General features: G+C 58.6%; 18 protein-coding genes. 6 read left to right on the top strand and 12 right to left on the bottom strand.

The window, feature by feature from the left end; all coding sequences use genetic code 11:
• Positions 1–40: 40 nt before the first annotated feature.
• The 7 genes from FBY01_RS12365 to FBY01_RS12335 form a co-directional block, all read right to left on the bottom strand.
• Positions 41–466, bottom strand: a complete 426-nt coding sequence (locus tag FBY01_RS12365) for an AprI/Inh family metalloprotease inhibitor (protein ID WP_077747857.1) — start codon at positions 464–466, stop codon at positions 41–43.
• 74 nt (positions 467–540) lie between these two features.
• On the bottom strand, positions 541–1,998 hold the full coding sequence (locus FBY01_RS12360; RefSeq protein ID WP_077747856.1) for a serralysin family metalloprotease: 1,458 nt from the start codon (positions 1,996–1,998) through the stop codon (positions 541–543).
• A 448-nt stretch (positions 1,999–2,446) separates the two neighbouring features.
• A complete protein-coding gene (locus FBY01_RS12355; RefSeq protein ID WP_077747855.1) occupies positions 2,447–2,701 on the bottom strand; it encodes a hypothetical protein in 255 nt (84 codons plus the stop codon).
• A 118-nt stretch (positions 2,702–2,819) separates the two neighbouring features.
• Positions 2,820–3,905, bottom strand: coding sequence for a polyamine ABC transporter substrate-binding protein (locus tag FBY01_RS12350; RefSeq protein ID WP_145307608.1), 1,086 nt, complete (start codon positions 3,903–3,905; stop codon positions 2,820–2,822).
• 44 nt (positions 3,906–3,949) lie between these two features.
• Entirely contained in the window at positions 3,950–4,297 is a 348-nt protein-coding gene (locus FBY01_RS12345) for a cupin domain-containing protein (RefSeq protein ID WP_145307611.1), read from the bottom strand.
• 43 nt (positions 4,298–4,340) lie between these two features.
• Positions 4,341–5,747: an FAD-binding oxidoreductase gene (locus FBY01_RS12340; RefSeq protein WP_145307612.1), complete on the bottom strand. Its 1,407-nt coding sequence runs from the start codon at positions 5,745–5,747 to the stop codon at positions 4,341–4,343.
• A 50-nt stretch (positions 5,748–5,797) separates the two neighbouring features.
• Entirely contained in the window at positions 5,798–6,613 is an 816-nt protein-coding gene (locus FBY01_RS12335) for a helix-turn-helix domain-containing protein (RefSeq protein ID WP_145307614.1), read from the bottom strand.
• A 263-nt stretch (positions 6,614–6,876) separates the two neighbouring features.
• Here FBY01_RS12335 and FBY01_RS12330 point away from each other — a divergent pair, with 263 nt between their 5' ends.
• Positions 6,877–7,152, top strand: a complete 276-nt coding sequence (locus FBY01_RS12330) for a DUF1652 domain-containing protein (protein ID WP_010460414.1) — start codon at positions 6,877–6,879, stop codon at positions 7,150–7,152.
• A gap of 57 nt (positions 7,153–7,209) precedes the next feature.
• Here FBY01_RS12330 and FBY01_RS12325 read toward each other — a convergent pair whose 3' ends face one another.
• Positions 7,210–9,684 carry a UvrD-helicase domain-containing protein gene (locus FBY01_RS12325; RefSeq protein ID WP_145307616.1) on the bottom strand — a complete coding sequence of 825 codons (2,475 nt, stop codon included), beginning with the start codon at positions 9,682–9,684 and terminating at the stop codon, positions 7,210–7,212.
• 281 nt (positions 9,685–9,965) lie between these two features.
• Between FBY01_RS12325 and FBY01_RS12320 the strand changes: the two genes are divergently transcribed.
• Complete coding sequence (locus tag FBY01_RS12320) at positions 9,966–10,661, top strand: pirin family protein (RefSeq protein WP_077747847.1); 696 nt, start codon at positions 9,966–9,968, stop codon at positions 10,659–10,661.
• Between the two features lie 187 nt (positions 10,662–10,848).
• On the opposite strand, the gene pgm is transcribed toward FBY01_RS12320, so the two are convergent.
• The 4 genes from pgm to FBY01_RS12300 all read right to left on the bottom strand — a co-directional run bounded on the left by pgm (position 10,849) and on the right by FBY01_RS12300 (position 17,144).
• Positions 10,849–12,495 (bottom strand): phosphoglucomutase (alpha-D-glucose-1,6-bisphosphate-dependent), encoded by a 1,647-nt coding sequence (pgm, locus tag FBY01_RS12315; protein WP_083376719.1) that lies wholly within the window; start codon positions 12,493–12,495, stop codon positions 10,849–10,851.
• A gap of 119 nt (positions 12,496–12,614) precedes the next feature.
• Entirely contained in the window at positions 12,615–14,015 is a 1,401-nt protein-coding gene (locus tag FBY01_RS12310) for a PLP-dependent aminotransferase family protein (protein ID WP_145307618.1), read from the bottom strand.
• Positions 14,016–14,082: 67 nt separating this feature from the next.
• On the bottom strand, positions 14,083–15,561 hold the full coding sequence (locus tag FBY01_RS12305) for a hypothetical protein (RefSeq protein ID WP_145307620.1): 1,479 nt from the start codon (positions 15,559–15,561) through the stop codon (positions 14,083–14,085).
• A gap of 560 nt (positions 15,562–16,121) precedes the next feature.
• Positions 16,122–17,144: a zinc-dependent alcohol dehydrogenase family protein gene (locus tag FBY01_RS12300; RefSeq protein WP_010460426.1), complete on the bottom strand. Its 1,023-nt coding sequence runs from the start codon at positions 17,142–17,144 to the stop codon at positions 16,122–16,124.
• A gap of 269 nt (positions 17,145–17,413) precedes the next feature.
• Here FBY01_RS12300 and FBY01_RS12295 point away from each other — a divergent pair, with 269 nt between their 5' ends.
• The 4 genes from FBY01_RS12295 (at position 17,414) to FBY01_RS12280 (ending at position 24,524) form a co-directional block, all read left to right on the top strand.
• Positions 17,414–18,331 carry a LysR family transcriptional regulator gene (locus FBY01_RS12295; protein ID WP_008156370.1) on the top strand — a complete coding sequence of 306 codons (918 nt, stop codon included), beginning with the start codon at positions 17,414–17,416 and terminating at the stop codon, positions 18,329–18,331.
• 311 nt (positions 18,332–18,642) lie between these two features.
• A complete protein-coding gene (gene mexE, locus FBY01_RS12290) occupies positions 18,643–19,896 on the top strand; it encodes a multidrug efflux RND transporter periplasmic adaptor subunit MexE (RefSeq protein WP_145307622.1) in 1,254 nt (417 codons plus the stop codon).
• A 15-nt stretch (positions 19,897–19,911) separates the two neighbouring features.
• Positions 19,912–23,106 carry an efflux RND transporter permease subunit gene (locus FBY01_RS12285; protein WP_145307624.1) on the top strand — a complete coding sequence of 1,065 codons (3,195 nt, stop codon included), beginning with the start codon at positions 19,912–19,914 and terminating at the stop codon, positions 23,104–23,106.
• Positions 23,103–24,524, top strand: a complete 1,422-nt coding sequence (locus tag FBY01_RS12280) for an efflux transporter outer membrane subunit (protein WP_010460436.1) — start codon at positions 23,103–23,105, stop codon at positions 24,522–24,524. Before FBY01_RS12285 ends, FBY01_RS12280 begins: the two co-directional genes overlap by 4 nt.
• Positions 24,525–24,562 lie beyond the last annotated feature (38 nt).

Below are 24,562 nucleotides of genomic sequence, written 5' to 3'. Positions count from 1 at the left end.
TAACGATAATGACCGTCGCTCTTTCGCCGTTGCCTTTTAATTACTGCGTCTGACGCACAAGTGTTATGACCAGCGCGGATTTCAATGTGGCTTTATAAGCACCATCACGTTGACGGCTGAGAAATAGAATCTTCGAGCCTTCGTTGCCGGTGATCGCAATGCCGTCCGGTTCCGGGAACCAACCGGTAGCGGTTTTGCCATCCAGCCAGGCGCTAAGGCAGCTGGCGCCCTCACCCAATGTCTGGGTTTGCTGAAAGTCGATGACGCACACGTTGGACGGTTTGTCTTGCAACGCCCGGGACTCTGGCGAGTCATCTTTGGCGCTGAGAGTTGCCTGCCATTTGCCGGCCAGTTCCGACGGATCCGCTAATTTCAGGCTGCTTGACATGGCTGTCTCTCCAAAAAAAATCATCAACGTCGCCAGGAGCCACGCGGTTGTAAGGTTGGTAAAGGCTTTATGAGCCATAGGTTGTTGTACTCCGGCTGCGGTCTTTGGCACAGAGGGCGGCGCATCGGCGCCACCCTCCTTATCGCGCTACATCACGCGGCGATGTCCGAGAACGCCGCCTGGCCAACGGTGCTGACCAGGAAATCAGCCACGCCATGCCCGGAGAAGTCCACCGCCAACTGGCTGTTACCGCCCGAAGAGGTCAACACGGCATCGCCTGCCGCACCGGTGAACGAATTCACGAAGTGCAGGCCCGCGCCTTTGGTGATGGCGGTCAGGTCGATCTTGTCCAGGCCACTGACAAAGTCGAGGATCTGATCAGTCGCACCCGGCTTGGAATCGCTGCTCGCTGCGAACACAAAAGTGTCCGAGCCGGTACCGCCCCACAGCTTGTCCGCACCGCCCGCGCCGAAGAGGATGTCGTTGCCGGCACCGCCCTTCAGCTCGTTGGACACGCCATTACCAATCAGCAGGTCGTTACCCGAACCGCCAATCGCGTTCTCGATGGTTGCACCCTTGGCAATGGAAACGTTGCCAACCATGCCGCCAACATCGGAGAACGAGGCCTCATTGAGGTTGATCTTCTGGTTCTGGGTAAAACCGGAGAAGTCCAGCGTGTCTTTGCCGCCCGCATCCCACACCGAGAACACGACCTTGTCCGACGACGAAGACGCGCTCAGGAAATCGCGACCGGCATTGGAGTTGAAACCGTAGGTGGTGTCACCGGTGCGGGTGGTGGTGTTGGCACCGTAGAGCTTCTGGATGGCGGCAATATCGTCCAGCAACGGACCGGACGCATAGGCTTCGACGCCGGCCTTGCTGAAGTTCTGATCGGTATTGCTTTCACTCCAGTAGCTCATGAGGCTGTAGCCGCGGGTGTCTTCCGCGTAGGTCGCGTCGTTGTAAGTCGGCGCGCCTTCACCGGCGTTGTAGTCGCCGGGGTGGGCCAGGCCTAGGGAGTGACCGATTTCGTGGGTCAGAGTTTGACGACCGTAGTTGTTCAGGTCCGGCGTCTTGTTGGGCGTGTAGCTGCTGTTGGTCAGGTACCAGGAAGTACCGTCATAACCGGCGCCGGTGCCAGGCAGGTAGGCGAATGCCGCTGCGCCGTCCTGGCCGCTGCTGTAATTGCCGAAGGTCATGTGACCGTCGCCGCCTGTGGCTTTCTCGGTGAAAGTGACTTTGGCCACATCGGCCCAGGATTGCATGGCGAGCACGGCCTGGGCTTTCTGCTGGGCGCTGAACTGACTGAAACCGGAAATCCCGTGCTTGTTCATGGTGCTCGACGACGCCGAGGTCAGGAACGTGTAGGTCAGTTCGATTTTGCCGCTGCCGTCCTTGTCCTGATAGGCAGCGCCGTCACGCAGCAATTGCGTCGCTGCCTCGTCGACGGAGTAGGAAGGTTTGCCATTGACCGTGAGATTGCCACCCCGGTCATACTGATGGCTGAAGCTGTCGATCTGGTTGTACGCAGAACTGGGCGCAGCCAATGCTTGCAATGGCGAAAAGGCCTGTTCGGCAAGATCAATAGCGTTGTTTTTAACTTTCGACATAAACACACTTCCTTGTTTAGCAATGGAACAGTTTTTGTCAGATAGCGACAATCTCTGGCGAGATCGTCCTATCACTCGCCCAATGAAGGCGAAAGAAAACTGACACAATTCGAAATCGAACGTCTACATTTTTTTTGACGTCAAATTGTTCAGCCCCGGCAAGTACCCGGAAACAATGCCTGCGCTGTCGAAATATAGTTTTTAGTTGAGGGTTTCGGACTAATTGTCTGACAATTGCGTATTTAAATATTAAATAGAGGTAAGTTGTTTTTTGTCGAAAGCGTCTCACTTTTCCGTGACTTTTAATATGAGTGCCAGTGCAATGCCACCAGCCAAATAAAACGCCCGATGAGGGGTAGCCAGCCGCGATGACTTCCAGATGAACAGGAGTCGATGGTGAACACGTTGCGTGTTCACCATCGCATTTACCCACCGCCATCACTGCTTTCTAAACCTCATCAACAACGGACAAGACCGTTTCTCGACTGTCCAGAATCCCCAGTTGCTGGAGGATGTCATTGATGCCCCCCCATAGGCCGAGATCCTCAGGTGTCGGGGCTTCGACCAAGATACGACGCAAGCTCAGGTTGACCTTCAACCTGCCATAGGCGATTTCATCGGACTGGGCGCCTTTATCGATGATTCGCTTGGCAGCGAGGTTAATCTCTCCTTCAACGTAAGCTTGCAAAGCTGATTTGTTCATTGCGATTCTCCTTTGCAGACGTCATGTCTGTGCCGGAAACGCTACAAAGGATTTTGCCAGCCATCTACTGTCAGAATTTACAGGTCCAGACGGTCAATGCCGCGATTGGGTTATGCCCTCAACTCTCCGTCCGAATCTTGTTCCACACCCTCGTCCGAATCCGGTCGATATTCAGCGGCATCGCCTCCAGGGCGAACAGCTTGCCCATCATTTCCGGGCTCGGATAAACCTTGGTGTCATTCTTGATGGCCGGGTCAATCAGGCTGTCGGCCTGCTGGTTGCCGTTGGCGTAGTGAACATAGTTACTGATGCTGGCCATGACGTCCGGGCGCAGCAGGTAGTTCATGAACGCGTAGCCGGCCTTTTCGTCCGGGGCGTCGGCGGGCATGGCGACCATGTCGAACCAGATCGCGGCGCCTTCCTTGGGAATGGCGTAGCCGATGTCGATACCGTTCTTGGCTTCTTTGGCACGGTTCTCGGCTTGCAGGATGTCGCCGGAGAAACCGACCGCTACACAGATGTCACCGTTGGCCAGGTCGCTGGTGTATTTGGATGAGTGGAAATAGCTGACGTAGGGCCGGACTTTCATCAGCAGCGCTTCAGCTTTTTTGTAGTCTTCCGGGTTCTTGCTGTGGTGCGGCAGCCCGAGGTAATTCAGCGCGGCCGGCAGCAGTTCGGGGCCGTTGTCGAGGATGGCGACGCCGCACTTTTGCAGCTTGGCCATGTTCTCGGGCTTGAAGATCAGGTCCCAGGAGTCCACTGGCGCGTTGTCGCCCAGCACGGCCTTGACCTTGGCGATGTTGTAGCCGATACCGGTGCTGCCCCACAGGTATGGGAAACCGTGTTCGTTACCCGGGTCGTTGGTCTGCAATGCCGTGAGCAATACCGGGTTGAGGTTCTTCCAGTTCGGCAGCTGGTTCTTGTCGAGCTTCTTCAGCGCCCCGCCCTGAATCTGCCGTGCCATAAAGTGGTTGGACGGGAATACCACGTCGTACCCGGATTTTCCGGTCATCAGCTTGCCGTCCAGGGTTTCGTTGCTGTCGTAGACGTCGTAGCTGAAGGCGATGCCGGTTTCTTTCTGGAAGTTTTTGGTGGTATCCGGCGCGATGTAGTCCGACCAGTTATAGATCTTGACGGTCTCGGCGGCATGGCTGAGGGACGCGACAAGCGCAAGGGGTGCCAGGGTCAGTGTCTTTCGGATCATGAGTCGATTCCTGTATGGGTTGTTTTTGGCAGGCAATCAAAGGATCAAAAATCAAAAATCAAAACGTAGGTCTTGCGCACGGTTTCCTGGATATCCCAGATGCCGAGGCTGTTGGCCGGCAACATCAGTGCGTCGCCGGCTTCGATGTAGAGGATTTCACCGTCGTCCGGGGTGAAGGTGCAGCGGCCCTGGATGAAGTGACAGAATTCCTGGGCAACGATCTGCCGACGCCAGCGGCCGGGCGTGCACTCCCAGACGCCGGTTTCGACGCCGTCGTCGCGTTCGACGCTGGTGGTCGAAGCCACCGCCACCGGCGCTCCCAACGGCACGGCGACGGGGTTCGACTCCTCCAGTTCCAGTGTTGCGGTGTTCTTGAATTGGGTGATGCCCATGGGAGTACCTGTCGATTGAGCCTATAGATGTAGAACGCGGTGTTTACTGCATGAAACCTTCCATGAACCCCGCCACCTTGCTCGCCAGTTTCCGGCGCCAAGGGGCTTTCGCCGGGTTGGCCAGGGTCTGGTCTTCGTGGACGAAGCTGCGGATGATTGCGTTGTAACCCAGCCAGCGGCAGGGTTCGGGTTCCCAGGCCCGGAGCGTGTCCAGACCGCCTTGAGGCATGACCCAAGGCTGGTGAACCAGTTCGGTATCGCGCTCAAGAATCAGATCCGCCAGGGTTCGGCCGCCCAGGTTGCTGGCGCCGACGCCCTCGCCGCCATAACCGCCGGACAAGGCAATGCCGCTGGCCTGATCGCAGAGCATGTGCGGCTTGAAGTGCCGGGACATGCCCAGGTTGCCGCCCCATGCGTGGGTAATCTGCACGTTCTTGAGTTGCGGGAAGAGTTCGCTGAACAGGTAGCGCCGCAACTCCACTTCGCTGGTGGTCAGGTCAAAGTCATGGCGCAATTTTCCGGCAAACTGGTAGCCGCCCCGGGCGCCGAACACCAGGCGGTTGTCGGCCGTACGCTGGCCGTAGGTGACCTGTCGACTGCTTTCGCTGAACGCCTGGCCGCGGCTCAGGCCGATTTCGTCCCAGGTCGCGACAGACAATGGTTCGGTGGCGACAATCAGGCTTTGTACCGGTAACTGATAACGGCCGAGGGGTGGCAACGTGACCGAATAACCTTCTACCGCCGGCACGATCCAGCGGCTGCGGACCTGAGCCTTTGCCGTGCGCAAACTCCCCGACTGCCACTGCGTGACCGCGCTGTTTTCGTAGATTTTGACACCCATGCGCTCGACCGTTTCTGCCAGGCCGCGCACCAACTTTGCCGGGTGAATGGTCGCAACGTGCGGTGCATAGATACCGCCATAAGGCTTCGCCACTCTGATCTGTTGCGTCAGTTGCTCCGGGCTGAGCCAGCGGTAATCGCTTTCGGTCAGGCCTTGGCGGTAAAGCTTGTCCAGATAGTCGCGCAGGCTGGTTTCCTGCTCGGGATAACGCGCGGCACAGTACAGCACCCCGCCTTTGCGATAATCGCAGTCGATGCCCTCCCGTTCGATGACAATCTCGACTTCATCAGGAATGCTGTGCAGCAGATCGAAAGAGGCGCGACGTTGGTCTGGCGGCAAACCCGCCAACAGACGGTCCTCGCCCAGCAAGTTACCCATCAGCCAGCCGCCGTTGCGGCCCGACGCGCCAAAACCGGCGGTTTGCGCTTCGACGATGGCAATGTCCAGGCCTGGCGCCAGGCGCTTGAGGTAATACGCGGTCCAGAGCCCGGTGTAGCCCGCACCGATGATGGCCACGTCGACGTCCAGGTCATGTTCCAGCGCAGGACGCGCCAGCAACGGCTCGTCGAGTTGATCCATCCACAAACTGATAGTGCGCCACGCCGACATGCCAGACTCCGCCACTCAAACTTCGATGGCGTCGATCCTAGTGCGTGACCTCAGGGGCTGTCGTGCGCGCGTGCACGCAAAGAAATTTGTTTGACGTAAGCCTTGGGCGACAGCCCTGTGTGCTGGCGAAAACAACTGTAGAACGCCGACAAGGAGTTGAAGCCGGCGGCAAACGCCAGCTCATCAATGCGCAGCGATGGCATGGCGGCGTCCAGCGCCGCGAGTAAATGCTGCAGCCGCGCCTGGTTGACATAGCGATAGAAGCTCTGGCCCAACACTTGATTCAGCAGATAGGAAATCTGATTGCGGCTGTAACCGCACTCCTGCGCCACCCGTTGCAGATCGAGCTCGGGATCCAGATAAGGCTGCTGGCGCTGGAAATACTGTTGCAGGTCCTCAGCCATGAAACTCAGCTGGCGCGGTGAAAGCCCAAGTCGGCTGGCGGCCGGGCGCGAATTCGTAGCGGTGTTGCGTTGGGGTTGTTCGCGCACCAGTGACGCGTATTCGTTGACTCGCCAGATCAACCCGTCGCGCACCGTGATCGCTTCACTGGAACGGAACGACACCAGCCCTTCGCCGCCGCGCAAGGTCATCTGGTACTGGATGAACGCAGTGTTGCCGTCCAGCCGTATGCGATCGGAATGCTCCAGCGCTTCGTCCGGGTTACGCGGCATGCTGCCGCGCACGTACTCACGCAACTCATCCAGGCCCATGACCCGGTTCTGGAAAAAGTCGTTGTACTGAATATCCGGGTGATAAAGCGCCATCACACCGTCCAGATCCCGGTGTTTCCAGCACAGGTGGTAGCGCATGACCGTCTCGCCCGTGGCCTGGGTTTGCAGGGGGCCATCATCATCGGCGTGCATAAGGGACTCGACGAAAAAAGCCGAGCTTGCCGAAGTTCGGCCGCGGCTTCAATGACCACGCCTGATCGCCGGTAACGCCGAGCAAGGCCCGGCACGTGATCCATATCAAAAAAACGGTAGCAATCGCCAAACGGACTGAAAAAAATCACATGGTTTTCACATCCGGGTGCTACTTTTAAAGGCAGTCACCGGTTGAGCCATTGAAGGCTCTTCCCTCCTAACATGAGCTAAAGGAAGCGCTCGATGAAGAAGGCGGGCAACACATGAATAAAGGGTCTTTCAGCAAAGTTACGTTTCCAAACGCCTGTCAGCTGATGCGCTGGCATTTCCATCCCATGGGATTCGAGGCGAGCATGGACGCGCCGGGCAGCATGATTGCCCGCCTGTTTGACCGCGCCAGTGGCGAGACCATGATCGCCATTGCAGGCATTCCATGCGCAACCGTGATGAATGCCGCGGACGTAGAACGAATAATCGAAGCCGTGGAGGACGAGCTAGAGTCTTTCATACCTCCCCAAGCCTTCAAGAGTTATGCCTGAAGGCCAAACGCCCAACAAAAAGCCCACATCATGTGGGCTTTTTTGTGGGGCTCGGGCTCAGGCCAGTTTCTGACCCTGGCGATGATCAGCAAAGAATGGCTTGTCCTTGCCAATCCGGTCAGACGCCTTGGGCATGTTCGCCGCCTGAGTATCCTGCCCGTCGACATACCAGTAGCAATGACTCACCGCCCGAGTGATGCCGACGTAAGCCAGTCGCAGGATTTCGTCTTTCTGTGCGTTGTCGTATGGCTCGTTGTCGCCCGTCTTGCCAAGGCCCGCCATGCGATAGGCCTGATTCTTGTAGGGAGAACTGGTCAGATGCTGACAATCACCCAGCAAAAACACCGCGTCAGCCTGCAAGCCCTTGGCGCTGTGATACGTCAGCTGTTTGATGCGCCGCGCTTCATACGGCAAGTTAGAATCCACATTAACTACAGACTGAATGTGTTGTTCAATCAATAACTTATCGCTGCTTTTTCGATAAAGCATCAAGATTGAATCACCTTGTCGATAATGCTGGATCAGGCGTTGAGCCATGCCTTGATCATCCCGATCCATGACGTTCACCGGCAACAGCGCCTTGGGTTCACCGCTGGCCTTGGCCTTCTTCCCGGCGATCGACGGCGCTGCGCGGACGATATGCTCGGCCGCATCAATGATGTGCTGATGACTGCGGAAATTGTCGCTGAGCATCACTTTGGTCGTGCTCGGTGACGGGAATTCCTTGTTGAACTCCATGAAATACGCTGGAGAACTGCCGCGCCAGCCATAAATGGACTGCCAGTCATCGCCGACGCAGAGCAAGGACGAACGTTGCGCGCCTCGCCCCACATGCATCGCCGGGCCGCGACTGCGGATCTCGGCCAGACTGGCACGGATCCACGAGACAATTTGCGGTGATACGTCCTGAAATTCGTCGATCATCAGGTGTGACAAGGGCCTTAGCAGCTCATCGCTCAGCAGCTTCAGGTTTTCCGGGGAGTGCTCGCTAAACAAGGCAAACATCCGGTTGTAGGTCATCACCGGTGGCTTTTGATCAAGCAAATGATCTTCCAGGGCGCGCCAGAACAGGCTCAGAGCTTCGAAGAAATACCGGTCCGGGTCATCCTTGGCGAAACTCATCTGGCCTACGGCACTCGGAACATCCAGGCCCAAGTTCTCGATAAACCCGGCGGCGGCCACAAAACAATCCAGCAAGGGGGCTGATCCCAGCTCACCCTTGACCTTGTAATCGAAACCCGGACCGGCACTGGCATCCCCTGCCAGGGAAGCCAGCACGCGCTTTGATGATTCGTAACTATCCAGCCATATCAATGGTTTACGACAGAAAGCTTGAAACAGGGTGCGCTTCACCGCCCATTCCGCGCGGACAGTCAACTTGGCATTCGGGCGGCAGACCTGCGGATTTTCCCGTGGGTCAAAACCGAGTACCACCCAGGCGTCCAGCGTGGGAATGTAGCCGTGAAAATGGAAAGTCGCACCATTGATATCGAAAGCCTGCCGATTGGGCTCGATGCCTTTGATTGGCCAGGCGCCGGCACGAAACCACAGGTCCTCAATCGTGTCGCAGAGCTCCTCGTCACGTTTGGCCGCCAACTCGGTCACCGCCACGCGCTTCTGCACATCGGGGTGATCGCGCTCAAGCTCCTTGAGTTGCAAGGCATGACGGGACAATGGCTTGATCAGTTCGCGAAAACGCTCATCGCGGGTGTGCAGGCTGTGAAAACACGCATTGAGTTGCTGACGCTGCGCGTCATTGATGCGCAGGTCGAAGGGATTGCTGTCGACCTCCTCATCGCCGTTTTGCGCGCGATTGCTGAGGTTTTCGAATGCTTGCAGGCGCTCGAAGCCCGGCAGGCTGCGAACCATCGGCAGGATTCGCGAGTGGAAGGTGCGCACCAGGTCGCGCGCCTCCTTGAGGCTCAGCGCCCGGCCCCACACACCAAACAATTCGGTCAGCTTATTAATGAAGTCCTTGCGCGACTCGCGGGTGAAGGTCACCACGGTCATCGAGCTCAGCTCGAAGCCCAGGTAATGGGTCAGCAGCAGGATACGCAGGACCAGTGTCGTCGACTTGCCTGCACCCGCCCCGGCAATCACCGACGTCGAAGGCGTGTCGCTGAAAATCATTTTCCACTGGGCGGCGCTGGGCTGGGCGTGAGGTGGCAGCAGTCGGGCGACATCGGCTTTCATGCGCTTCTTAAGCTCAGTGCTGAGTGGCAGGCGCCAATCGTCGAACAAGTTGTGATCGACATTAGGTGGCCGGTGCTCGGTGGAGCGCGAATCGCGGATCAGCAGGACCTGCCGGCCTTCTTCCAACCCCTCGGCTTTGCCTTCCTTATAGCCGTAATCGACCCCGGCGCTGTGACCACTGCGAAACCCATCGGCTTGCCCGTGCAACCACGAGGCACGGTGTTGCGCGCGCAGACGGGTCAAGCCATGGCCAAAAAACCGGGCGGCGAGGCGCTTGAGCAGTGGCATCTCGGCCAGGGGACGAAGTTCGGGAGGAAGATCGGGGGTGTGTTGCGGCACGCGGGCTGACTCCAGGGTGTGAGGCTGACGAGGGCTATGGTGTCCGTATTTGCCGTTGAGTTCTAGTGAAATGCTTACAGGTCATTGGCTTATACGATGAAGTGAAGGCTGGATGAGAACGTTTCGAGGTTATTTGATATCAACTTATCCGATCATGATGAGGCATTTTTTACGCTTTTTATCGATTGGTGCCTGATAGATGATGCCCGCCATCAACCACCGGTTCTCGTTTCGTGGCTCAGGCGCTCTGCCCCATGACGAACCTTTTTCAGGAGACGATCATGCTTGAACTCAGACCTTTCAGCTCCCTGGGCGGCGCCCACCATGGCTGGTTGGATGCCCACCACCACTTTTCGTTCGCCGAGTACCACGACCCGAAACGCATGAACTGGGGCAACCTGCGGGTATGGAACGACGACGTGATTGCCTCCGGCACTGGGTTCCCTAAACACCCGCACCGGGACATGGAAATCATCACCTATGTTCGTGAAGGTGCAATTACCCACGAAGACAACCTCGGCAACAAGGGCCGCACCGAAGCGGGCGACGTTCAGGTCATGAGCGCCGGCACCGGGATCGCTCACAGTGAATACAACCTGGAAGCGAACGAAACCAGGATCTTTCAGATCTGGATCATCCCGAACGAATCCGGCCTGGCCCCCTCTTGGGGCGCCAAGCCATTCCCGAAAGGCCAGCGTGAAGGCTTCGTGACGTTAGCCAGCGGTAAGGCGGGTGACGATCAAAGCCTGCGAATCCGTGCCGATGCACGGCTGGTGGCCGCCAATCTGAAGGCCGGTGAATCCGCCGAGTATCGCCTGGACAGTGGCCGTCGCGCTTATCTGGTTCCGGCTACCGGGGTCATTGAAGTCAATGGCTTGCGTGCACAAGCTCGAGACGGTGTTGCCGTGGCGGATGAGCAGGTGTTGCGGGTGACTGCGATTGAGGACAGTGAGATCGTGTTGGTGGATCTGGCTTGATCGGGTAAATGCAGGGCAAAAAAAGGGGCGACCGTTGATGGTCGCCCCTTTTTTACATCTGAATCCTGAGTGGCCGTGCTGGCGTCTTCGCGGGCAAGCCTCGCTCCTACAGGATAGATATCGCTCACAATCATGTGATCGACTCCGCCCATACAGGAGCGAGGCTTGACCGCGAGGGGTCGCTCAATCACTTCGCAGAAATAGCGCCATCCACCAGGGTCTGAGCTTCTGCAACCAACTGCTTGAGGTGCTCGTCACTGACGAAGCTCTCAGCGTAGATCTTGTAAATATCTTCAGTCCCCGAAGGCCGTGCTGCGAACCAGCCGTTCTCGGTCATGACTTTCAAACCGCCAATGGCCTGGTCGTTACCCGGCGCGTGGCTGAGGATGCTCTGGATCGCTTCGCCCGCCAGTTGGGTCGAGGTGACCTGATCCGGTGACAGCTTGCTCAACAAGGCCTTCTGTTCAGGGTTGGCCTTGGCGTCGACGCGCACCGAGAACGGTTCGCCGAGCTCGTCAGTCAACGCACGGTAGGCCTGGCTCGGGTCGCGACCGGTACGAGCGGTCATTTCTGCCGCCAGCAATGCCGGAATCAAGCCGTCCTTGTCGGTGCTCCAGACGCCGCCGTCCTTGCGCAGGAACGAGGCCCCCGCGCTTTCTTCGCCGCCAAAGCCCAGCGAACCGTCGAACAGACCGTCAGCAAACCATTTGAATCCGACCGGCACTTCGTACAGGCGACGGCCCAGGCGCTTGGCCACACGATCGATCAAGCCGCTGCTGACCACGGTTTTGCCCACGGCAGCATCGGCGCGCCACTGTGGACGGTTCTGGAACAGGTAATCGATGGAAACGGCGAGGTAGCTGTTCGGTGCCAGCAGACCACCGGACGGGGTCACGATGCCATGGCGATCGTGATCCGGGTCGCAAGCAAACGCTACGTCAAAGCGCTCTTTCAGACCGATCAGGCCTTGCATGGCATGGCTCGACGAGGGGTCCATCCGGATTTGCCCGTCCCAGTCGACTGTCATGAAGCGGAACGTCGGGTCGACCTGTTTGTTCACCACTTCCAGGTCCAGACGGTAGTGCTCGGCAATCGCCGACCAGTAGCGCACCCCTGCTCCGCCCAGCGGATCAACACCCAGACGCAGCTTGGCATCACGGATGGCATCGAAGTCGATCACGTTGATCAGGTCGGCGACGTAGGTGTTGAGGTAATCGTGACGATGGGTCGTGCCGGCCTTCAATGCCTGCTCGTAGCTGATGCGTTTGACCCCGGCCAGCTTGTTGCCCAGCAGCTCGTTGGCCTTCGCTTCGATCCACTTGGTGATGTGGGTATCGGCCGGTCCACCGTTGGTGGGGTTGTATTTGTAGCCACCGCTTTGCGGCGGATTGTGCGATGGCGTGATGACGATACCGTCCGCCAGGCCCGAGGTACGGCCGCGGTTGTAGCAAAGAATCGCGTGGGAAATTGCCGGGGTCGGCGTGTATTCGTCACCCTCGGCGATCATCACGGTCACGCCGTTCGCGGCCAGCACTTCCAGGGCGCTGGCGCCGGCCGGGGTGGACAGCGCGTGGGTGTCGATGCCGACAAACAGCGGACCATCGATACCCTGGGCTTCGCGGTACAGGCAGATCGCCTGACTGATCGCCAGAACGTGCCATTCGTTGAAACTCAGATCGAACGAGCTGCCTCGGTGTCCGGACGTGCCGAAGGCTACGCGTTGGGTAGAGATGGCGGCATCAGGCTGGCCGGTGTAATAGGCCGTTACCAGTCGCGGGATGTCGACCAACAATTCTGCCGGTGCCGGTTTGCCCGCAAAAGGACTGAGTGTCATGCAAAACCTCTGGAATAGAGTGGTTCAGGAGTAGGAGCGCAGTTTACTGGCAGTTTGACCGCAGCGCGACGTTATCGATCCCGAGGGAAATGTTATCAATCGCCAAAGCCCACCCCTGCTCAATCGATCGATTCCAGGCGCAAGGCATCGCCCAGCAAACCCATGGCCGCCCCGAGGTCGTGGTCGCCGCCGAAGGTATGGCTCAGGCGCAAGTGTTGCGCGTGCAACCCTTGGAGGCTGAACAGCTCCCCTGGCGCAATCACCACCTGGTGCCTGAGCAGGCGCTGGAACACCCGACGCACATCGACCTGACGCAGCGATTGCACCCAAATCGTCGCACCGCCCAAGGGTTCGACAAAGTGCAAGGCATCCCCCAGACGCTCCTGTAACAGTTGGGTCATGTGCACCTTGCGGTCCTTGAGCAGCCGGCGCAATACCAACAAGTGCTGATCGATTCGTCCATTGCTGTAAAGCCGTGCGATGGCTTTCTGGCGAATCGGTGACAACCGGAATGAACGTAACAGGAAATGCCGCTGCAGTTCGACGCTCAATTGCCGCGAGAGCAGATAACCATAAGGCGCTTCCGGCCCGATGGATTTTTCGAAGGTGGAGAAAACGATCAGCCGGTCCGGGTTCAGCAGATCGCGAAACCGCAGGCCGTCGGGCTCAAATGCGAGCTCGCCATAGCAGTCGTTCTCCAACACCCAACTGCCATGACGCTCCAGCAGTTCAGCGGTTGACTGCCTGTTGCTGTGGGAAGCCACGCTGCCGCGCGGCATGTTGAGGCCGGAAGAAAGCATGACCAGCCGCACCGGCTTGGTCTCCAGCAGTTGCTTGAGCTGCTCAAGGTCCAGGCCGCCATGGGCTTGCAGGGGCAACTCGATGACCTGGACGTCAGCGTCCTGGAGCAAGCGCAGGATCATCCAGTCGCAGGGCGATTCGACGACTACCATGGCATCTTTGAGACACAGTACAGCGATCAGTATTTCCAGGACACCACGCAAATCGGCGCCAATGTAGACATTATCGGCGTGCCAGCAACGTGCCGGAGACGAGGTATAGCGTGCGGCCAGTGCGGCGCGCAGTTCCAGTTCGCCACAAGGTTGTGAAGTCGGTTGCGGCTGACGCGGATATTGACGCAGCAGTTCTCTTTCAAGCAGCAACAACGGGCTGTCCAAGGGCTGCAACAACGCCGGTTCATCCGCGCTCAACACCAGCATCCCCGGTCGCCTGGCGTTCACATAAACCGTCTCGAGCAGGTCATTGCCGCTGCTGAGCGGGTGAATGGACGACACGGGCAGCGCGTAATAGCCGGATTTGGCGACCGAATACACCCGCCCTTCCTTTTCCAGCAGCGAATAGGCGTACTGAATCGTCGAAATCGATACGCTCAAACGGTCCGCCAATTGCCTTAATGAAGGGAGGCGGACCCGCGTGTCGCTGACGGGCTCGTTGATGAGGTTAGTCAGGTAACGGTACACCGCCTGATAGGCAAAGTCGGTTTCGCGGGGTCCTTTCATGGGTGATGACCAAGCACGCCACGCGCCGCGTGGGGTGGGTGGATGAGCGCGGTAACCCCGAGCATTTTCAACGACCCGTTGACCGTTCGCCATTTGCGGCGTTGCCCGCGTCGAGGTCCAGCGCAGGCTCATCCGCATTACCGACTGCCGGGCCCGGCCCTTCGCCCCTCGCAACCGGTCCCATCCGGTAAAGCGTGCCGATCAACTTGACGGTCAACCCGCTGACGTCGACCATCCATTGCAGCACCTGCTCGGGAGCCGACTTGCCCTGCATCGCCCGGTGCAGATCAGGCAACGCCACGAGCATACCGGGATGGCATTGGCGTAGAAAACGCTCAAGCGAGGCGCCGTTATCGACGAAGGGCGCGAACAGCAAGCACACCAGTTGAGCCTCACTCAAGCCCAGGCTTTTCTGGGCCTGCGCCGCTGCCAATGCACGCTGGTCGGACATTGTCGTCGGGTTAACGAACGTTTCCATTACCTGCTCGCAATAGCGCTCGGGAAGCTGTTTGCGACGCATCATGACCAAGGCCCGCTGTACGTACTCGGCGACGCCTGCTTCATAGGTACGGCCATGAACAAAACACGCCTCCAGCCCCCGAACGTGCGCAGAAATCGTCAGGCTGACAAACTCGTTATCACTAAGCTGGGCCGCCAGTTCGTCAGGCTGAAACCCGAGGAAATCGGTGAGTAGCGGCCAGCGATCTTCCAGATTGCTGACCAGCATGTCGTGAATATCGATGAAGGTTGTGCGCCGACACGCCTCAAATGATTCGGCCGGCCGCCACTCAGCTTGCCCATGCTCAGAATAAAACTCGCGGTAGCAATCGCTGCCCAGTTCATCCAGTCGCGCGAACAGCTCCTCATAACCGGATTCAGGGTCATTCGATGCATTGAGGCCAGCCTTTTGCGCCGCACGGGTCAACCCATGCATGAACTGCTTTTGCTGGCGAGGTGTATCGCTGCTGACCAACGCATCGACGCCTCGGTCCCAACGGCAGATTTGCCCATAAAACTCGCCCGCCGCCAGGTACCCGTCATCCCACAGGTCAAGCGGCCCGTTCCAGGTTCGCCGGTGACCCACCATCAACAGATTGAGACGATTTGACTCGCGACCTGCATCGGAGACCGGCGCCAGATGGCTGAATGGCAGGACTTCCCGGTTATCGACCATCACCACTTCGACCCGAGGATCGTCGTAGAGAAACAGCGCACTGCAACAGTGATGGATGTTTTCAAGGGCCATCGGGCTTGCGCCATTCGTGCGCAAGGTCGCGACTCGCAGCTGGAACGTCGCAGGCGCCCGGCCAGCGATGCTCAATTGTGCGGCGCGCAGCAATGCCAGCGTGTAGCAACAGTCGCGGGTTCCGGACTGGATCGACAACACCTTGTATTCGCCGATCCGCTCCATGCCACCCGCGGAGACCACCAGGCGCTGAATCATCAGCTGCAGTGCCGTGCGCTCGGCGCGTGAAAAAAAACTCAGCAATCGCTGCAATACTTGCTGATAAACATAGTTCATTGCCTGTTCATGGGTATGGGTCATCATTGTTTACCTGTTACGCATAGGTTCGATGTCACGCAAACAACTGTGTGCATTGCGCAAACGGCTGACTGACATGATTAAAGTGTTTCGATTGATATGAAATCCTAACACTTAGTTTTGAGTAATTATTTGAAATGAATCGAGCTTACTTGTGACCCTGTCCGCACACGATGGCAGGAAAGCCCCGCAGGACAAGGGTCCTGCGACCACGCGAGGGATCCTAGGAAATGTCCGACAGCGTCCCACAGACATGTAGCACGAGAAATAAAGAAAGAAGTCGCGATTAATTTTTCGGCAATTGATCGATAACACGCTATTTGTTGAGCTTGTATTACCGGAGCGCGAAGAAAAGTATCTGTCCAATACCCAGCCATAGCTCATTCCTTGAGATGAAAGTAATCATTCAATTATCGGGGCTTATAGGGTGATTAGAAGATACAGATTGAGAGCAAAAACCAGTTCAGTTGCTGAACTGACTCGTCGCAGGTTGAGGGGACGTCTCGGAATTTCGGAGGGGGAAATGCAAAAGTCCGTGCAAGCACGGACTTTTTTCAGTGGTGTTACGCCGGATCGACCTGGAGCGCAACCCGTTCGCGACACGGGCATTCATCCATGTAGCGGTGCGCCTCGACAAACTCGGAAAACGGAAAGACCCGAGTCTTGAGTGGCAGCAACACGCGGTCGGCGGTCAGCTGGTTGATGTCGCGCAAGGCACGTTGCAGTGCGACCTGATCCTGGATGATGCCCAGCTCCGGCTTGCCAGTGAAGTTGCCGATGCAGTGAACGAAGAACTGAATGTTCTTCTGGAACGCTGCGCAGGCCGGGAACGGCGTCTGGTTACCACCTTGCAGGCCGTACAGCACCAGGCTGCCACGAGGCGCGAGCACATCGCCGAGCAGTGACATCTGCGGACCGCCGAGGCCATCGAACACCACATCCACGCCGCGGTTGTCGGTGATTTTGTTGATCCGCATGAGCAGATCCTCTTCCTCGGTGACGATTACTTTCTCGGCACCCAGCGACAGCAGGTATTCACGTTCTTCAGCGGTCTTGGTGGCGGCAATTACCCGCACGCCCAATGCCTTGCCCAGTTGCACAAACGATGGACCGGCACAGTGGCTCGCGTCAGTCACCAAGGCAAATTGCCCAGGTTTGACACGCGCCAGATCGACATAAGCGAAGTAGGCAATCAGCAGCGGCGTGTAATGCACGGCCGCTTCAATCGGGCTGAGCACGTCCGGATAACGGGTCAATGCCGAGCGAGGCAGAACGATCTGCTCGCCGTAGACCGGATAGTCGTTGGGGCTTTCAGCCGGGAAGCTGGCGACCTTGTCACCGACTGCCAGGTCATCGACGCCCTCGCCGACTGCTGTCACGACGCCGGACATCTCATGGCCAAGGCCAGAAGGCAGACGAGCATGGGATGAGGCCAGGTTCTGGCGCCAGAGAATGTCGTACCAGCTGATGCCAATCGCCTCGACGCGCACCTGCACTTCGCCCGGCGCAGGGAGAGCGGCCGCATGCTCTTCGCATTTGAGCACCTCGGCTGGACCAAACTTGTGAAAACGGATCGTGCGGGACATCGCAAACCTCGTCAAAGAAACCTCTAATGCCCTGAACTCTATCTGGGCTTTCTACCCAAGACTATCAGTGGCTATTAATAGTCGACATGCCTGTCATTGATTCCGCAGCATCCATTGGATCAACGGTTATCGTAAAAATCCGGAGCATCCGTTCCTGGGAAACTGAATTATTCGGTGCAGAGTAGCAGCCTTTCCCCGTAATATTCATGCCGGCCATTGTTCTCATATGGCCGCTCTCGTCAAGCTTGATGACTCTGCCAGGACTCCAGATGAATCGTAATGACCTGCGTCGTGTCGACCTGAACCTGTTGATCGTTTTTGAAACATTGATGCACGAACGCAGTGTGACCCGTGCTGCGGAGAAATTGTTCCTCGGCCAGCCGGCCATCAGTGCGGCGCTCTCACGCCTGCGCGGGCTGTTCGATGATCCGTTATTCGTGCGCACCGGGCGCAGCATGGAGCCTTCCGCTCGCGCGGTGGAAATCTTCGCCCTGCTCTCTCCTGCCCTGGATTCGATTTCCACGGCGGTCAGCCGTGCGGCAGAATTCGACCCGGCGACCAGTACGGCGGTGTTCCGCATTGGCCTGTCGGACGATGTCGAGTTCGCGCTGCTGCCGATGCTGCTCAAGCGTTTGCGGGCGGAATCGCCGGGGATCGTATTGGTGGTGCGTCGGGCCAATTACATCCTGATGCCGAGCCTGTTGGCCTCGGGGGAGATTTCCATCGGCGTCAGCTACACCGCCGACCTGCCGGCCAACGCCAAGCGCAAAGTGCTGCGCCGCAGCATGCCGAAGCTGTTGCGCGCCGATACGGTGCCGGGGCCATTGAGCCTCGATGACTTCTGCGCCCGCCCCCATGCGCTGGTGTCGTTTGCCGGTGACCTGAGCGGCTTTATAGATGAAGAACTGGAAAAGCTCGGGCGCAAACGTCATGTGGTGCTCGCGGTGCCGCAGTTCAACGGGCTCAGCACACTCATCAGCGGGACCGATATCGTCGCGACGGTGCCGGACTACACCGCTGAGGCGTTGACGGCGGCTGGCGGGGTGCGAGCTGAAGATCCGCCCTTGCCGGTGCGCAGCTTTGAATTGCACATGGCGTGGCGTGGGTCGCAGGATAATGACCCGGGTGAACGTTGGTTGCGCTCCAGGATCCAGATGTTCTTCGGGGATCCGGATAGCCTGGCGTGATCCTGATCTTTTGTTGGGGCTGATGGCCTCTTCGCGGGCAAGCCTCGCTCCTACAGGGATTTAATCAGCGCCACAATTCCCTGTGGGAGCGGGCTTGCCCACGACTAGGTCTCAAGCCAATCCCTTGCATTCTGCGCAACATAGAATTGTCATCAATCCAATTGATCGCCGTCCAATGTAAGGCGCATGCTAGAGGGCTGGCTTCAGACTTATATCATTACGAATGATAGTTACCTTTGCTTCATTCGATTCGTGCGATACCACCCCGCCGCTCATGATCCGCCCATCTCAATACATTGGCGGATGCATCCATGGAACAGTCACTCAAACATTTGCGCTTCCCATTGGCCATGTTGGCCGTACTGGTGATGAGCGCCTGCGGCAAGGCTCCGGAGTCTGCCGCTACCATGCCTGCGGCGAAAGTCAGCGTCGCCAAGGTCCTGGAACAACCGGTCAACGAGTGGGACGAATTCACCGGGCGCCTTGAAGCGCCAGAAACCGTAGAAATTCGTCCACGGGTCTCCGGCCAGATTGATGAAGTGGCCTTCACCGAAGGCGCACTGGTCAAGAAAGGTGACCTGCTGTTCCAGATTGACCCACGTCCCTTCCAGGCCGAGGTCCGCCGCCTCGAAGCACTGGTTGCCCAAGGCCGCGCCAACGCTACCCGCAGCGAAAACGAAGCCCAGCGTGGCGAACGCTTGCGCACCAGCAACGCGATCTCCGCCGAACTGGCGGATTCGCGCACCAGTGCAGCCCAGGAAGCCCGCGCCGCCGTCGGCGCTCTCCAGGCTCAACTGGACCTGGCCAAACTGAACCTGAGCTTCACCCGCGTCACCGCGCCCATCAGCGGTCGCGTCAGCCGTGCGGAAATCACCGCCGGCAACCTGGTGACTGCCGACACCACCGCGCTGACCAGCGTCGTTTCCACCGATAAGGTCTACGCCTACTTCGACGCCGACGAACGTGTGTTTCTCAAATACACCCAGCTCGCTCGCCAGGGCAAACGCGGTGCAACCACTCCGGTTTACCTCGGCCTGTCCAACGAAGACGGCAACCCGCACCAAGGCGTGATGAACTTCGTCGACAACCAGGTCAACCCGAAAACCGGCACCATCCGCGGTCGCGCGGTCTTTGACAATGCTGACGGACAGTACACCCCAGGCTTATATGCCCGTTTAAAACTGGTCGGCAGCGGCACTTACTCCGCCGTGCTGATCAACGACGAAGCGGTCGGAACCGATCTGGGCAAGAAATTCGTGCTGGTGATGGATGCCGACAACAAGACGGCCTATCGCTCCGTCGAACTGGGGCCGAAGATCGAAGGCTTGCGCATCGTGCGCAGCGGCCTGAACAAGGATGACACCGTCATCGTCAAGGGTCTGCAACGGGTTCGCCCTGGCTCGCCGGTCACCCCTGAAGTGATCCCTATGGCCAGCGAACAAACCCTCGCGGCACTCGCACAACAACGACAAGCGCTGGAAGCCAGCAACCTGCCCCAAGTCGCACCTGCCAAGGTCGCGCCGGGTTCGGTTGTGAAACTGGCTGCTGCGACTCCACGCGGTTAAGGGACGACAACTCCGATGAATTTTTCCCAATTCTTCATTTCACGGCCGATCTTCGCAGCGGTGCTTTCGCTGCTGATCCTGATCGCCGGTGCCATCTCGCTGTTCCAGTTGCCGATCAGCGAATACCCGGAAGTCGTGCCACCGACCGTTGTGGTCCGTGCGAACTTCCCCGGCGCCAACCCAAAAGTCATCGGTGAAACCGTGGCCGCTCCCTTGGAGCAAGCCATTACCGGCGTCGAGAACATGCTGTACATGTCCTCGCAGTCTACCGCTGACGGCAAGATCACCCTGACCATCACCTTCGCACTGGGCACTGACCTGGACAATGCACAGGTGCAGGTTCAAAACCGCGTGACCCGGACCGAGCCGAAACTTCCAGAAGAAGTGACGCGCATCGGTATCACCGTCGACAAGGCGTCGCCCGACCTGACCATGGTTGTGCACTTGACCTCACCGGACAAACGCTACGACATGCTCTACCTGTCCAACTACGCCTTGCTCAACATCAAGGATGAGCTGGCGCGCCTGGGCGGTGTCGGTGACGTGCAACTGTTCGGTATGGGCGACTACTCGCTGCGGGTCTGGCTCGATCCGAACAAGACCGCTTCGCGCAACCTGACTGCCACCGATGTGGTAACCGCAATTCGTGAACAGAACCGTCAAGTCGCTGCCGGTGCACTGGGTGCGCCCCCGGCGCCGAATGCCACTGCGTTCCAGCTGTCGGTCAACACTCAGGGCCGTCTGGTTTCTGAAGAAGAGTTCGAGAACATCATCATTCGCTCCGGCGACAACGGTGAAATCACGCGCTTGAAAGACATCGCTCGCGTTGAGTTGGGCTCCAGCCAATACGCATTGCGCTCGCTGCTGAACAACCAGCCTGCGGTGGCGATCCCGATCTTCCAGCGCCCTGGCTCCAACGCGATCGAGATCTCCAACGAAGTTCGCGACAAGATGGCCGAACTGAAGAAAAACTTCCCGGAAGGCATGGACTTCAGCATCGTCTATGACCCGACGATCTTCGTGCGCGGCTCCATCGAGGCGGTGGTCCACACCCTCTTCGAAGCGCTGATTCTCGTTGTTCTGGTGGTGATCCTGTTCCTGCAAACCTGGCGTGCCTCGATCATTCCGTTGGTGGCGGTGCCGGTTTCGCTGATCGGTACGTTTGCGGTGATGCACCTGTTCGGCTTCTCGCTGAACGCCCTGTCACTGTTCGGCCTGGTATTGGCCATCGGTATCGTGGTGGACGACGCCATCGTGGTGGTGGAGAACGTGGAAAGGCACATCGAGCTGGGAGAAACGCCCGTAGAAGCCACCAAGAAAGCCATGCGTGAGGTGACCGGGCCGATCATCGCGACGGCGCTGGTGCTGTGTGCGGTATTTATTCCGGCGGCGTTCATTTCCGGACTCACCGGCCAGTTCTACAAACAGTTTGCCCTGACCATTGCCATCTCGACCGTGATCTCGGCGTTCAACTCGCTGACGCTGTCCCCTGCCCTGGCCGCCGTGCTGCTCAAGAGCCACCATGCGCCGAAAGATCGCTTTACCAAAGTGCTTGATAAACTGTTGGGCGGCTGGCTTTTCCGTCCGTTCAACCGGTTCTTCGAGCGCGCCAGCCATGGTTATGTCGGCACCGTAGCCCGGGTTATCCGCAGCAGCGGTATTGCCCTGCTGTTGTACGCAGGCCTGATGGTGCTGACCTTCTTCGGTTTCGCCCACACCCCGACCGGCTTCGTACCCGGCCAGGACAAGCAATACCTGGTGGCCTTCGCGCAACTGCCGGACGCTTCAAGCCTTGACCGCACCGAAGACGTGATCAAACGCATGTCCGACCTGGCCCTGAAACAGCCTGGCGTGGAAAGTGCGGTAGCGTTCCCGGGCCTGTCGATCAACGGTTTCACCAACAGCCCGAATGCCGGCATCGTGTTCGTGACCCTGAAACCGTTCGACGAGCGCAAAGACCCGAGCATGTCGGCCGGTGCGATTGCCGGTGCATTGAACGGCCAGTTCGCCGGGATCCAGGAGGCCTACATGGCGATCTTCCCGCCGCCTCCGGTACAAGGCCTGGGCACCATCGGTGGTTTCCGCCTGCAGATCGAAGACCGGGGCAACCTGGGCTACGACGAGCTGTACAAAGAAACCATGAACATCATCACCAAGAGCCACAACGTGCCGGAACTGGCCGCGCTGTTCACCAGCTACACCGTGAACGTGCCACAGGTCGATGCCGCCATCGACCGTGAAAAAGCCAAGACCCACGGCGTGGCCATCAGCGACATCTTCGACACCCTGCAGATCTACCTGGGTTCGCTGTATGCCAACGACTTCAACCGCTTCGGTCGCACCTATCAGGTCAACGTCCAGGCTGAACAACAGTTCCGTCTCGAACCGGACCAGATCGGTCAGCTGAAAGTGCGTAACAACAAAGGCGAGATGATCCCGCTGGCGACCTTCATCAAGGTCAGCGACACCTCGGGCCCGGACCGCGTGATGCACTACAACGGCTTCATCACCGCTGAAATCAACGGTGCGGCAGCCCCAGGCTACAGCTCCGGCCAGGCTCAGGCAGCGATCGAGAAACTGCTCAAGGAAGAACTTCCAAACGGCATGACCTACGAGTGGACCGACCTGACCTACCAGCAGATTCTGTCCGGCAACACCGCGCTGTTCGTGTTCCCGCTCTGCGTATTGCTGGCGTTCCTGGTGCTCGCGGCCCAATACGAAAGCTGGAGCCTGCCACTGGCGGTGATCCTGATCGTACCGATGACCCTGCTGTCGGCCATCATCGGTGTGATTGCTTCGGGAGGCGACAACAACATCTTCACCCAGATCGGCTTGATCGTACTGGTGGGACTTGCGTGTAAGAACGCGATTCTGATCGTCGAGTTTGCCAAGGATAAACAGCAGGACGAAGGTCTCAGCCCGCTGGCTGCGGTCCTGGAAGCATGCCGTCTGCGTCTGCGTCCGATCCTGATGACTTCCTTCGCGTTCATCATGGGTGTTGTGCCTCTGGTCTTCTCCAGCGGTGCCGGTGCCGAAATGCGTCACGCCATGGGTGTGGCGGTGTTCTCCGGGATGCTCGGGGTGACCTTCTTCGGACTGTTGCTGACACCGGTGTTCTACGTATTGATTCGTAACTTTGTGGAGCGCGGTGAAAAGCGCAAAGCGGCCAAGGCGCTAAAACTGGAAAAGCAACTGGAGGCGCAACAATGAGCCTTAAAGCCTTCCTGCCGAGCCTTCTGGTACTGGCCTTGAGTGCCTGTGCCGTCGGCCCGGACTACAAGACACCCGCCACTGAGCCGGCCAACATCACCACTGCCACCGACGGCGCTGCCGGCCAGAAAAACTTCGACCGCTCGCGTTTCGAAGGCATCTGGTGGCAGCAGTTCGAAGACCCGACCCTCAACCAGTTGGTGACTCAATCGCTGCAAGGCAACCGTGATCTGCGCGTGGCCTTCGCCCGCTGGAAAGCGGCCCGGGCGATTCGCGATGACGTCAGCAATGACGCCATGCCCACCATCACCAGCCGCGCCAGCAGTGACTTGGGCAAGGGTCAGATCCCGGGCCAGACCACCAAACGGGTCAACAGCGAACGTTACGACCTTGGCCTGGACATGGCGTGGGAGATCGACCTGTTTGGGCGTATCCAGCGCAACCTCGAGTCCGCCGATGCCGAACAGCAGGCGCTCGAAGCCGATCTGTACCAACTGCAAGTCACCATGATTGCCGAACTGGTGGATTCTTATGGCCAATTGCGCGGCGCACAGTTGCGCGAAAAGATTGCCCTGGCCAACCTGAACAACCAGCAGGAGTCGCGCAAGATCACCGAAAGCCTGCGTGATGCCGGCGTCGGCGATCAACTGGACGTCGAGCGTGCCGATGCACGCCTGGCCTCGGTCGAAGCCAGCGTGCCGCAGTTACAGGCCGAACAGGTTCGACAGAAAAACCGTATCGCCACCCTGCTGGGAGAGCGTCCGGACAAGCTGACTGTCGACTTGAGTCCAAAAGACTTGCCGGCCATTGCCAAAGCATTGCCGATCGGTGACCCGGGGCAGTTGCTGCAACGTCGTCCGGACATCCTCAGCGCCGAGCGCAAACTGGCCTCCTCCACCGCCCGTATAGGCGTGGCCAAGGCGGATCTGTTCCCTCGGGTCAGCCTCAGCGGCTTCCTTGGTTTTACCGCCGGCCGTGGTTCGCAGATCGGTTCTGCGGCGGCCAATGCCTGGGCGCTCGGCCCGAGCATTACGTGGGCTGCGTTCGACCTGGGTAGCGTGCGAGCCCGTCTGCGCGGCGCCGATGCCGATGCCGAAGGCGCGCTGGCGACTTACGAACAGCAAGTGCTGCTGGCGCTGGAAGAATCGGAAAACGCATTCAGCGACTACGGTAAACGTCAGCAACGGCTGATCTCGCTGATCCGTCAAAGCGAAGCGAGCCGCGCCGCCGCAGACCTGGCGCAAATCCGCTACCGCGAAGGCACCGTGGACTTCCTCGTCCTGCTGGATGCCCAACGTGAGCGTCTGGCGGCTGAAGATACCCAGGCCTCGGCGGAAACCGATCTTTATCGCGGCATTGTCGCGATCTACAAAGCCCTTGGCGGTGGCTGGCAACCAGAGACGGTCGCCAGCAAGTAATTTTTAAAGAGCTCCTTTGGTTGGCCGCAACCAACCAA

This window comes from Pseudomonas sp. SJZ077 (assembly GCF_007993905.1).
Taxonomy (GTDB): domain Bacteria; phylum Pseudomonadota; class Gammaproteobacteria; order Pseudomonadales; family Pseudomonadaceae; genus Aquipseudomonas; species Aquipseudomonas mandelii.
This window is presented reverse-complemented; position numbering and strand designations above follow the sequence as displayed.

What these genes read in the sequence shown, in the direction of transcription:
- FBY01_RS12365 (WP_077747857.1), bottom strand. Translation starts at nt 466, where the DNA reads ATGGCTCATAAAGCCTTTACCAACCTTACAACCGCGTGGCTCCTGGCG.
- FBY01_RS12360 (WP_077747856.1), bottom strand. Translation starts at nt 1,998, where the DNA reads ATGTCGAAAGTTAAAAACAACGCTATTGATCTTGCCGAACAGGCCTTT.
- FBY01_RS12355 (WP_077747855.1), bottom strand. Translation starts at nt 2,701, where the DNA reads ATGAACAAATCAGCTTTGCAAGCTTACGTTGAAGGAGAGATTAACCTC.
- FBY01_RS12350 (WP_145307608.1), bottom strand. Translation starts at nt 3,905, where the DNA reads ATGATCCGAAAGACACTGACCCTGGCACCCCTTGCGCTTGTCGCGTCC.
- FBY01_RS12345 (WP_145307611.1), bottom strand. Translation starts at nt 4,297, where the DNA reads ATGGGCATCACCCAATTCAAGAACACCGCAACACTGGAACTGGAGGAG.
- FBY01_RS12340 (WP_145307612.1), bottom strand. Translation starts at nt 5,747, where the DNA reads ATGTCGGCGTGGCGCACTATCAGTTTGTGGATGGATCAACTCGACGAG.
- FBY01_RS12335 (WP_145307614.1), bottom strand. Translation starts at nt 6,613, where the DNA reads ATGCACGCCGATGATGATGGCCCCCTGCAAACCCAGGCCACGGGCGAG.
- FBY01_RS12330 (WP_010460414.1), top strand. Translation starts at nt 6,877, where the DNA reads ATGAATAAAGGGTCTTTCAGCAAAGTTACGTTTCCAAACGCCTGTCAG.
- FBY01_RS12320 (WP_077747847.1), top strand. Translation starts at nt 9,966, where the DNA reads ATGCTTGAACTCAGACCTTTCAGCTCCCTGGGCGGCGCCCACCATGGC.
- pgm (WP_083376719.1), bottom strand. Translation starts at nt 12,495, where the DNA reads ATGACACTCAGTCCTTTTGCGGGCAAACCGGCACCGGCAGAATTGTTG.
- FBY01_RS12310 (WP_145307618.1), bottom strand. Translation starts at nt 14,015, where the DNA reads ATGAAAGGACCCCGCGAAACCGACTTTGCCTATCAGGCGGTGTACCGT.
- FBY01_RS12305 (WP_145307620.1), bottom strand. Translation starts at nt 15,561, where the DNA reads ATGACCCATACCCATGAACAGGCAATGAACTATGTTTATCAGCAAGTA.
- FBY01_RS12300 (WP_010460426.1), bottom strand. Translation starts at nt 17,144, where the DNA reads ATGTCCCGCACGATCCGTTTTCACAAGTTTGGTCCAGCCGAGGTGCTC.
- FBY01_RS12295 (WP_008156370.1), top strand. Translation starts at nt 17,414, where the DNA reads ATGAATCGTAATGACCTGCGTCGTGTCGACCTGAACCTGTTGATCGTT.
- mexE (WP_145307622.1), top strand. Translation starts at nt 18,643, where the DNA reads ATGGAACAGTCACTCAAACATTTGCGCTTCCCATTGGCCATGTTGGCC.
- FBY01_RS12285 (WP_145307624.1), top strand. Translation starts at nt 19,912, where the DNA reads ATGAATTTTTCCCAATTCTTCATTTCACGGCCGATCTTCGCAGCGGTG.
- FBY01_RS12280 (WP_010460436.1), top strand. Translation starts at nt 23,103, where the DNA reads ATGAGCCTTAAAGCCTTCCTGCCGAGCCTTCTGGTACTGGCCTTGAGT.